Here is an 11,036-nt window from a genome sequence, read left to right on the forward strand (position 1 = left end):
TTTGAAGGGATAAATAAATTCACATACAAGTCATTTTTAGAATGAGCATATATCATTTCACCATACTTTGTATGATTTTCTAGGCCTGAGCCCACACAACACCAGAAACTGGTATGCGGTTTGGAATACACCCTGTAGTGGCCTGGACGAATGGGTGTAAAGTACACAAACCCTCCCTTTTCTGGGTTTTGGGATGATAAAATATGGTTGTACAAAGCACGCTCATAGTAATCTATATATTTTCTTTCAGGATTAGTAAGGAACAGCTCTTTTGTAAGTTTGAGCATATTGTAGGTATTGCAGGTTTCAGGTCCTTGATCTGCAGTAAGCATTTTAGAGAAGTCATTTATGGGGTTTAAATGTTCGTAAACACTATTTCCGCCAAAGGCCACGGATCGTTTTTTGGTCATATTGTTCCAAAAGAAAGCAGCTCCAGTTGCCCAGGAACTGTTCTGCTCCATCGTTGCAATTTTCTTAAACCCTATTATTTTTGGTATTTGTGTATTAGAATGCATACCTGTGAGGCTATCTTGTTCAAGTATCAAGTTGTCTAATATTTGTCTATGAGAAAACCTTTTTGCAAGCTTTAAATATTTCTTATTATCGGTGAGCATGGCAACATCTGCAAATATTTCATTTAATCCGCCATGTTCGGTTTTAAGCATTTTTTGAAGTTGATAATCACTTAATCCCTCCACCAGATTATAGGCCCAGTCTGTCAGTTTTACTAGCATTTCTTTGGCGTCATTATTTTCTGCAAACAAATAAGCATCGCGTAAACCAGCATAAGTTTTATGCATATTATAAAAAGGCACCCACTGACCATTAAGGTTCATGGGTTGTGTTTTTATAGTTCCTTCAGCAATTTCTTGCCATGTTTTACGTCCGTTGGGAACACCAGCTAAATATCCGTCACCATGTTTATCTTGAGCACGCTTTAACTCAATAATCATGTAATCTAACCTCTTTTTCATTCGTAAATCGCCAGTAGAGGCGTACATCATAGCCAAGGCAGAAAGATAATGGCCTCCGATATGACCATTTAAACCGGTGCTTTCCCATTCGCCATAAGCTTCCGCCTTGAGTGGCAGACCTGCTTCAAATAAAAATGGAGCAAGAAGTCTATCCATATCCATTTCAAGCATATACTTCATATCAGTCATTTGTGCCTCCTTAAAAGGACTATCTAAAAGCATCACATCAGATAATGGAAATGAAAGTATTTTTTCATTATGCTGTGCCATGCAAAACATAGGTATTAATGCAAGGGCAATAATTATTTTTCTTAGAGCCATAAACATCATTTTATTTCACGTTTTTCAACCCCTTTTGAGGTCATCTTTACAGGTTTAATAAATCCTTTTTCATCAAAGACCAACTTATCAATACAAGTTTCTCTATGATGTGCGTTATCGGTACCTAAAGGTCTGCGATGGTACACAATATAGCGTTCGTCCGTATCAGGGATACTAATAACTGAATGATGTCCTGCTCCTACCGCAATTGAGGCATCTTGCTGCAATATTTTTCCAATTCTCTTAAAAGGGCCTAAAGGAGAATCTGCTATGGCATAGGCTACACTATAATCTGGGCCCATCCATCCGCCTTCTGACCACATGAAGTAATATTTTCCATTTCTTTTAAATACAAAAGGGCCTTCAACGTAATTTTCAGGCGTTACCTCTTTGAACATATCTCCATCTTCAAATGCTTTAATACTTAATAAATCGCTATTTAGTTTTACGACATTACAATGCCTCCATCCTCCATAATACATATATATTTGTCCGTCATCATCTTTAAAAACAAATTGGTCTATAGGTTGTGCTTCATTATAAAACTTATTAATAAGTGGTTTACCTATTGCATCTATAAACGGGCCTTCGGGTTTGTCAGAAATTGCGACACCAATTCCGCCTGTTTCAGCATCACTTTGTATATCATTTGCTGAGAAAAAAAGGTAGTATTTATTATTTGCCCCTATAATTGATGGTGCCCATAAGGAATATGAAGCCCATTTCACATCTTTTATATCAAGAACATGTGAATGTTTTGTCCAGTTCACCATGTCCTTTGAAGAAAAGGCATTAAAAAAAGTTTGCTTTAAGTAATGCGGATTGATGCTATTTTTTTGAACATCAAGTTGCCATTTAGTAAACTCGGTTGATTTATCTGGTTGTTTGTAGTCGTCGGAATATGTAGGGTATATCCAATATTCATCATCAAAAATAATACCTTCAGGATCTGCGTACCATCCTGGAAACACAGGGTTTCCTGAATATACTATATCTTCATGTTCCTTTTTATCCATCTTAAAAATTTTGCAAGAAGAAAAAACTAATAGTACTAAAAAAAATAGGATATTTTTCATTTGTTTGAAATTTTATACTGTTTATGTTTTACATATTAATTGTTAATTTTTCTCTACCTTAATTCGCAGAACCGTATAAGAATAGGGAAGGAAATTATAGGTAAAGTTTGATGAATATCCAGTATATACTACTTCTTCGGGAGATATTTTTAAGGGTTCTTCAAACGAATTTTCTTCCTCTGGTGAATTAGCTGATAAGACGATGGCTTTTCCGGTTGCCTTAATTTCATGTCCGTTAAGTAGATCTATAGAAGGACTCCAAGAAGTGTCATCTGCATTAACAACTTTTACAATTACTTCTTGTGTAGTTTCATCATAGCCACTTACCACAAATTGTTTTTTTATATCGGTAGGCGTGTAACTGAGCAGTTCTTTACCATCAACCATTATTTTTAATGCATTGGCTTTTTTTGTAATTTCAATCGCGTACCATTTATTATTTTCGACCTTTTGAGGAACAAATTTTGTTAGCATTTCGCTAACATTTCCATCAGCAAGACCTTCTAATGCGGTTTGGGTATTGTTCCAGCCACCAATGTTTAAAAGATGTCCATCCTTGTTATTATTGGTCATACCAAAATAAATGAGAAAACCTTCGTTTCCGCGTACCTTTTTAGCTTTAAGCTTAACGGTATAATCTCCTTCTAGTTTTTTTTCTAGAAATAACCCCGTCATATTTGACATGGTATTTTGAGACACGACCGTATCAGAAACAGTCCATTCACCACTTTGAATTGTGTTGCTTCTTATGTCTAAAACTTCTGTTTTTCCATCTTCATATATAACTTCAAAGTCTTTATAGTCAACTTGCGTACTCCAACTGCCTACTCCAACATTTCCATCAATATTAAGAGGCCTTGTTTCAACAGGTTTAGCCGAGATTTTTGTGCCTAGATTATATGTTGGCATATTTTCGGTAGTCATTTTTTGCACGTAATAAGATGATCTTCCTACCACTTGCATATTATCTATCCATATTAAATTTACAGGCCAGGTACGATCATTCTTATTTTCGAAAAGAGGGGCGTAGGATGCCATAGTTACCAAATCACTATTACGCTCCATACCTGTGATAAATGCAGCTTCACTAAGAGCAGCTAGCATATTTCCACTGCCAACACCTTGATTACAGGCATATTCCCCTACATATACCTTGTAACCTTCGCGAGGTTGGTCATCAAAAATATCAGCATTTTTAAAGAAAAAGTTTGGTGCTACATACCAATGCGGATCTATCATATCAGTCTTTGCAACATTTTTCACATCACTACCCAACCCATGATTAGATATTAAGATAAGTTGTGGATATTTCTCTTTAATGGCCTTATAAAAAATATCAAAGCGTTCATTATAAAGCTCGCCATAATTTTCATTTCCTATTTCAACATATTTTAAAGGAAATGGTTTTGAATGACCTGCCTCTGCTCGTTTTGCTCCCCATTTGGTAGATTCGTCACCGATGGCATATTCAATAGCGTCCAATACATCATCTACATAAAATTGTACATTATGTATAGAACAAGCGTCTCCCGAACGAGCTTGACAACCGATACCTACATTACACACATACATACCTTCTGAGTTGGTGTCTTCACAGAATTGAAGAAACTCATGATATCCAAAACCATAGGTGTTTCTATATCCCCACAAACCATACTCTCCCTTACGTGCTGCAGGGTCTCCTAAGGTTTCTTTCCATTCATAACGGTTGTCAAGTGAGATTCCTTCAACTACACAACCGCCAGGCCAACGTACAAAACCAGGATTTAAATCCGTTAAGGCTTTTACAACGTCTTCTCTTAAACCATTGGGGCGATTTTTGAATGTTTTTTGAGGAAACAAGGATACATAATCGAGCCACACGGTACCTTTTCCTTCAAACTTAAAGGCAAGATTAGCCTTTTTGTCTGTTTTATTTGAGGTTAAAGCCAATTTGTATTCATGCCATTTAGCGGTGTTTTTCAGCTCTACTACTTTATTTTCTAAGACTTCTCCAGAAGATGAAACGAGTTGTATGTTTAATTTACCTGTATATTTGGAATCACGCACATAAAATCTAAGGTTGTATTGCTCATCTTTCTTGACGCCCATACCCCAATAACCGCTATTAACCAAAGTAGCTATACCGGGTTTAGAAATATCGACTTGTAAAGAATTGGGTGTAGACTCGAACAGTGGATTGTTCTTTGTAAGTTTCATAACCGCTTTTGCACCACCTTCTGCTTTAAGTGACCATCCAGGAAACTCTTCTGTAGTCCATTTATACCCCGCTTTATTAATGTCTCCTGTAAGGTGGTTTGGTACATCGTTAGAAAATAGTTGATCTCCTTCTACACGGTATCCTTCGGGATATTCTTTAGATTCAAAACTGCGATTCTGTACCATTTCTGCGTACAGTCCACCATCTCCAGCATGATTGATTTCTTCAAAGAAAACTCCATACATTGATGGTGATACATCTGCTCCTTTTTGGGCTAGGTCAATAGTTATTAATCCTTTTGATTCTTGTTTTTCACAAGAAAAAATAAGAAATAAACAAACAATACTTATTAAGGATGTATTTTTCATAGGATAATTATTATATTTTATTTAAAAATTTATATATAGAAATAGAATAGTATTTTTCTTCAGGAAATACATAAGCCTCTGGGAAATTTTCTTTGTTTGGGCTATCAGGAAAATGTTGTGTTTCTAAACAAAAAGCTGTTCTGTGTCGATATTTAATGCCCTTCTTCCCTGCAACAGAACCATCTAAAAAATTACCTCCATAAAATTGGATTCCTGGCTCGCTGGTATACACCTCCATGATACGACCAGATTTTGGTTCTTCTACTCTTGCAGCTAATATTACATCCTCTTTTCCTTTATTTAATACCCAATTATGATCGTATCCATAACCATTTTTTAATTGTACATGGTTATCCTCTATTCTTTCTCCTATCGAGGTAGAATTCCTAAAATCAAAAGGAGTAACTGCAACTTCTTCAAGTTTACCTGTGGGAATTAAACCTTTATCAACAGGTGTGTAAAAATCTGCATTGATGGTTAGTTTATGATTATTAATACTACTTTGACCACCGTCTTTTAAATTGAAATAGGTGTGGTTTGTTAGATTAAGAATTGTTGGCTCATCAGTTGTGGCAAAATATTCAATTTTAAGTTCGTTATTATCGGTTAAGTGATATTCAACTTTAACTTTGACATTACCAGGATAACCTCCTTCCATATGTGGAGAAGAATAGCTGAAAACAATTTTAGAATCTTTTATTTCTTCTACAGCCCATATTTGTCTGTGAAAACCTTCTGCTCCTCCATGAAGGTGGTTTTCCCCATTATTGGTTTCCAATATATATTCCTTCCCTTTTAAAGTAAAACGTCCGTTACCTATTCGGTTTCCATACCGCCCAATGGTGGCTCCAAAATATTCTTCTTTCTTTTCTACAAAATCTTTTCCTGTACCATACCCTACAACAACATCTGTCATATTTCCATTTTTGTCAGGCACCCAAAGTGCAACAACTCTAGCTCCAAAATTTGTTATCTGGCACACTAACCCATTTGTATTTTCAAGTGTATGAAGTGTTATTTCTTTCCCTTGATGTTTACTCAAAAACGTTTCAACAGGTATTGGTGAGACTTCTTTTTTCGTTGAACATGCAGAGAACAGCATGGTTATAATAAAAATTTTATCAATATGTTTCATCTACTGTTGTTTTTTAATAAGGCTGTTAAACTGATGGTAATTAAATAAGGTCATAACAACTTACATCTTTAATCTCCCTCAGGTTAACATATTAGGCATTCTTATAATTATCTTACTTGAGTATTCCTGTTTTAATTACAAATTATGCGTAACCGCTCCTAATTTTTTATACTTTTCATAAATCAACTCATACACTTTTGCTTCTTTTACATTTGGCAAATATGTTTTCTCAACGCCTTTACCCATATTCTTTTGAGCATCTTCAACCTTTTCATATACACCTGCTACTACAGAAGCAAACATTGCGGCACCATGTGCGCAGGCTTGTTCTGTACTTGCTATTGAAATAGGTTTGTTTAATACATTTGCCAAAGTTTGCATTACAAACTGTGATTTTTTTGCAACACCACCAAGGCCAATTATTTTTTTGATATATATGTCTTCTTCTTCAAAACGCTCCATGATTGCTTTTGAACCAAATGCTGTTGCCTCTACTAATGCACGAAAAATATGCGGCGTACTTGTTCCAAGTGTAAGTCCTGCGATTACTCCTTTTACTTCTTGGGAAGCATCAGGACTTCGGCGACCATTTAGCCAATCAATAGCCAATATTGTAGATTCTTCAATCGGTATTTTGGCTGCGGCTTCACTTAGCTTAGGAATCATTTTGTTTAACATTTCCTCTATAAGTTTTTGCTTGGTCTCTTTATCTATGAGTTCGCTAAAACCTAAAATATTCTCAGCAGGCCATATTAATACTTTTTTGAACCATGAATAAATATCTCCAAATGCGGATTGACCAGCTTCTAATCCTATATAACCCGGTATCACAGAACCATCTACTTGCCCGCAAATACCAGGTATTAATTTATTACCTATTTCATTATAAGAAGCAATCATTATATCACAAGTAGAGGTTCCAATAGATTTAACGAGTACATTAGGTTCAATTTGACTAGCTACAGCTCCCATATGGCAATCAAATGCACCCACACCTACAGCTACATTGGTTGTTAAGCCCAGTCGTTTGGCCCATTCGGCTGTCAGGTTTCCTACTTTTGTGTCACTGGCATAAGTTTTTGAGTATAGTTTTTTGCGCATTCCTTTTAACAAAGGGTCAATTGCTGTTAGAAAGCTTTCAGGAGGCAATCCTTCCCAATCAGGATGCCACATTGCTTTATGACCCGCGGCACATCTACTGCGCAATGTTTTTAACGGAGATTGGGTTCCTGTTATTAGTGCTGGCATCCAATCGCAATGCTCTATCCAGCAAATTGCTTTTTCTTGTACTTTCTCGTCATTCCTTAATACATGCAACATTTTTGCCCAAACCCATTCAGAAGAATAAATGCCGCCTTCATATTTAGTGTAATCAACTTTCCATTTTTTTACTAATGAATTGATTTCTGCTGCTTCTTTTATAGCTGTATGGTCTTTCCACAGTACAAACATAGCATTAGGATTTTCTTCAAATTCTGGAAGCAAAGCAAGAGGAATGCCATTTTCATTTGTTAAAATAGGGGTGCTTCCTGTAGTATCGAATGACATACCAACTACATTTTTAGCTACTTCTTTAGGTGCTTTTGACAAAGCACTAGTTACCGTTTCTTCCAATACTTGAATATAATCTAGAGGATGTTGACGGTATTGATTTATTAATGGATTACAAAATTGTCCATCCATCCATCTTGGGTAGTATTTAACCGATGAAGCAATTTCGTCTCCATTAAAAGTATTGATAATTACAGCTCTTGCGGAATCGGTTCCATAATCAATACCAATTGTATATTTTTCCTCTTTTTTATTCATAATATAAATCTGTCCTATTTATTGCCCGTAATAAGAATCTTTTCCATGCTTGCGTTTAAAATGTTTCTCTGTTAAATAAGGATTCATTTTTGATTCTGAAGTAATGGATTTTGTTATAAAAGCCATTTTTGCAATTTGTTCAAGAACTACACTATTGTGTACTGCTTCAAAAGTATTTTTCCCCCAAGTAAAAGGTCCATGGTTATGTACAATAACAGCTGGTATATGCATTGGGTTGATGTTTTTAAATGCTTCCACAATAACTTTCCCTGTTTCTTTTTCATACTGGCCTTCTATTTCTTCTTTAGACATACTGCGAGTACATGGTATATCACCATAAAAATAATCGGCATGTGTGGTACCCAATACGGGAATTTTCATTCCAGTCTGTGCCCATCCCGTAGCATACACAGAATGTGTGTGAGCAATAGCTCCTAACTGATCAAATTTTTTATATAATTCTATATGCGTGGGTGTATCGGATGATGGCCTGTATGAACCTTCAACTATTTCTCCTTTTAAATTGACTACAGTCATATCGTCTGGTTTCATTCCTTTATAGGTAAGTCCACTTGGTTTAATTACCACCAGTTCTTTTTCCCGATCAATAGCACTTACGTTTCCCCAAGTAAAAACTACCAAACCATGTTTTACCAATGCTAAATTAGCTTCGCAAACTTCTTTTTTTAACTTTTTAAGCATATCCATTATCTAATATTTTTTACCAGAAGTATATATAAAAAGCCATTGTTAATGCAAGAATAACGACCGTATGAAAAACATCCCAGCGATTCCAACTGGCACGGGTTGTTGCTTTTTGCTCTGCTGATATTGACAAAAATGTTAACCCTTTAATTTGTTCTGCTGAAGCGGCTTTTGTATAGCGGCTAACAATTATAATGACCAGCATACTAAACCCTAGCATACCTCCACAAAAGAACAACCAATTAACATCATAAAATATTTTGTAAAACCAGTTAGAAACTTCGGTTTCGGCGGCCCATAGTTTGACATTGGTATAGCCATCGCTTTTTGCTTGACTGGTATAAAATACTTTTGCTCCTAGTCTGGTAATACCAACTACGAATCCAGATATCATTCCCCACATGCCTCCTTTTGGTGTCGGTCTGGTTGAAATAATCCCCATGATAAAAGCAGCGGCAATTCCTGGTGCCAATACCGATTGAACATCTTGTAAGTAAGTATATAATACATCACCGATACTCCGCATTACAGGGATCCATAAAATTCCTAAAATAACAATTACAACGGTCGCCATACGACCTACTTTTAGAAGTTTTGCTTCACTAGCATTTGGTCTGTATTTCTTGTAAAAATCAATAGTGAACAACATAGACGAAGAATTAAATAACGATGCTAAAGAACTCATTAATGCGGCTAAAATGCCGCACACCACTAAGCCTTTAATACCTGCTGGTAAAAGTGCAGCCACTAATGCTGGAAAAGCAGCATCTGATGATGACAGTGTAAAAACTTCACCATTTATTACAATGCCTTTTTGTGCCATTGCAAAAGCAATCATTCCTGGAATCATAAATAAAAACACAGGCGTTAGTTTCAAATAGGCTCCAAAAATAGTTCCACGGCGTGCCTGAGTTTCATTTTTTCCAGAAAGTACTCTTTGTACAATAAATTGGTCGGTACACCAATACCAAAAACCAATTACAGAAGAGCCTATCAAAACACCTAGAAAAGGAAAATTCTCATCACGATTATTTCGAATTAAATTAGTCATAGAATCTCCATAAGTATTTACTTCAACAGCACTGGTAATTTGAATCATTTCATCCCAACCTCCAAGTGCACGAAGTCCTAGCACCAAGATTATTAATGAACCTATTAGCAAAATAGGTGTTTGTAACATAGATGTATAAAGAACAGATTTCATACCTCCTATTACCGTATAAATTGCAGTAATAAGTACGAGTCCTATTGCTGATATCCAAAAGAAATCAATGCCCCACATTGTTTCTATTCCAAATACTTCTTTAAAAACCAAACCGCCGGCATAAACAGTAACTGCGACTTTTGTAAGCACATAACTTACCAATGAAATCATCGATAAAATAGTTCTAGATTCTTTATTATATCTGCGTTCTAAAAATTCTGGCATTGTGGTGACCATACTCCGCGAATAAAAAGGCACAAATACCCACCCTAAAACAAGTATCATCCAACCTTGAATTTCCCAATGAGCCATAGCCATACCACTTGAAGCACCAGCGCCAGCTAATCCAATAAGATGCTCTGAACCAATATTTGATGCAAATATTGATGCCCCAATAGCTACCCAGCTAGCATCTCGCCCTGCCAAAAAATAATCATCTGAATTTTTTTGTTTTTGACGAAATACCCAAACAATAATACCAATAAGAAGTAAAGCAAAAATTGCAATAACAATCCAATCTAAAGTACCCATTACACTATAGTTTTACGTTAAAAAATAATTCATTACAATCTTTTTGATATATGATAGTATAAATCATTCCACTTCAATTCTTTTTTGAAATCTACAACTTGTGTATTTTTATCAATCACTAAAAGTTCGATATTAAACATCTCAGCAAAATCTCGAAGGTTTTCTGTGTCAAGAGCCATACTAAAACTGGTATGATGTGCTCCACCTGCTAAAATCCAAGAAGCAGCCCCTATTTTAAGATTCGGTTCAGGAATCCAAAGTGCTCTGGCTACTGGTAAATTAGGTAGTGCTTTAGGTTTTATACACTGTACAGGGTTTACAATCATTCTCATTCGTCCTCCCATATCAACTAATGTTGCATTTATACCACGACCTTTTTTTACATTAAACACCAAACGAGCTGGGTCATTTTTACCTCCTATTCCAAGTGGATGAACCTCTATTCTAGCTTTTTTTTCTGATATAGAAGGGCAAATTTCAAGCATATGGGCACTTAGCACTGATGGGCAACTTGGATTAAAGTGATAGGTATAATCCTCCATAAACGAGCATCCTCCATCTAAACCTTTTCCCATCACTTTCATTATTCTAACTAGTGCTGCTTGCTTCCAGTCACCTTCGGCAGCAAAACCATAGCCTTGTGCCATTAAATGTTGTGCTGCCAATCCGGGAAGCTGTTCTAATCCGTGTAAATCTTCGAAATTAGTAGTAAA

General features: G+C 35.9%; 7 protein-coding genes and 1 pseudogene. All 8 read right to left on the reverse strand.

Annotated features, from left to right (window positions below):
• Positions 1–1,295: beta-L-arabinofuranosidase domain-containing protein (locus QZZ51_RS14350; protein ID WP_291870876.1), on the reverse strand; the 1,295-nt coding region annotated here is incomplete at its 3' end.
• 5 nt (positions 1,296–1,300) lie between these two features.
• Complete coding sequence (locus QZZ51_RS14355; RefSeq protein ID WP_291870878.1) at positions 1,301–2,311, reverse strand: glycoside hydrolase family 43 protein; 1,011 nt, start codon at positions 2,309–2,311, stop codon at positions 1,301–1,303.
• A gap of 102 nt (positions 2,312–2,413) precedes the next feature.
• Positions 2,414–4,939 carry an alpha-L-arabinofuranosidase C-terminal domain-containing protein gene (locus QZZ51_RS14360; protein ID WP_291870880.1) on the reverse strand — a complete coding sequence of 842 codons (2,526 nt, stop codon included), beginning with the start codon at positions 4,937–4,939 and terminating at the stop codon, positions 2,414–2,416.
• A 10-nt stretch (positions 4,940–4,949) separates the two neighbouring features.
• Positions 4,950–6,074 carry an aldose epimerase family protein gene (locus QZZ51_RS14365; RefSeq protein ID WP_291870882.1) on the reverse strand — a complete coding sequence of 375 codons (1,125 nt, stop codon included), beginning with the start codon at positions 6,072–6,074 and terminating at the stop codon, positions 4,950–4,952.
• Between the two features lie 135 nt (positions 6,075–6,209).
• Positions 6,210–7,883 carry a ribulokinase gene (locus QZZ51_RS14370; RefSeq protein ID WP_291870884.1) on the reverse strand — a complete coding sequence of 558 codons (1,674 nt, stop codon included), beginning with the start codon at positions 7,881–7,883 and terminating at the stop codon, positions 6,210–6,212.
• Positions 7,884–7,901: 18 nt separating this feature from the next.
• Complete coding sequence (locus QZZ51_RS14375) at positions 7,902–8,591, reverse strand: L-ribulose-5-phosphate 4-epimerase (protein WP_291870886.1); 690 nt, start codon at positions 8,589–8,591, stop codon at positions 7,902–7,904.
• A gap of 13 nt (positions 8,592–8,604) precedes the next feature.
• A complete protein-coding gene (locus QZZ51_RS14380) occupies positions 8,605–10,323 on the reverse strand; it encodes a sodium:solute symporter (RefSeq protein WP_291870888.1) in 1,719 nt (572 codons plus the stop codon).
• Positions 10,324–10,355: 32 nt separating this feature from the next.
• Positions 10,356–11,036 (reverse strand): annotated as a pseudogene (locus QZZ51_RS14385) (L-arabinose isomerase); the annotation flags it as partial.

Source organism: Maribacter sp., assembly GCF_016744255.1.
Classification (GTDB): Bacteria; Bacteroidota; Bacteroidia; order Flavobacteriales; family Flavobacteriaceae; genus Maribacter_B.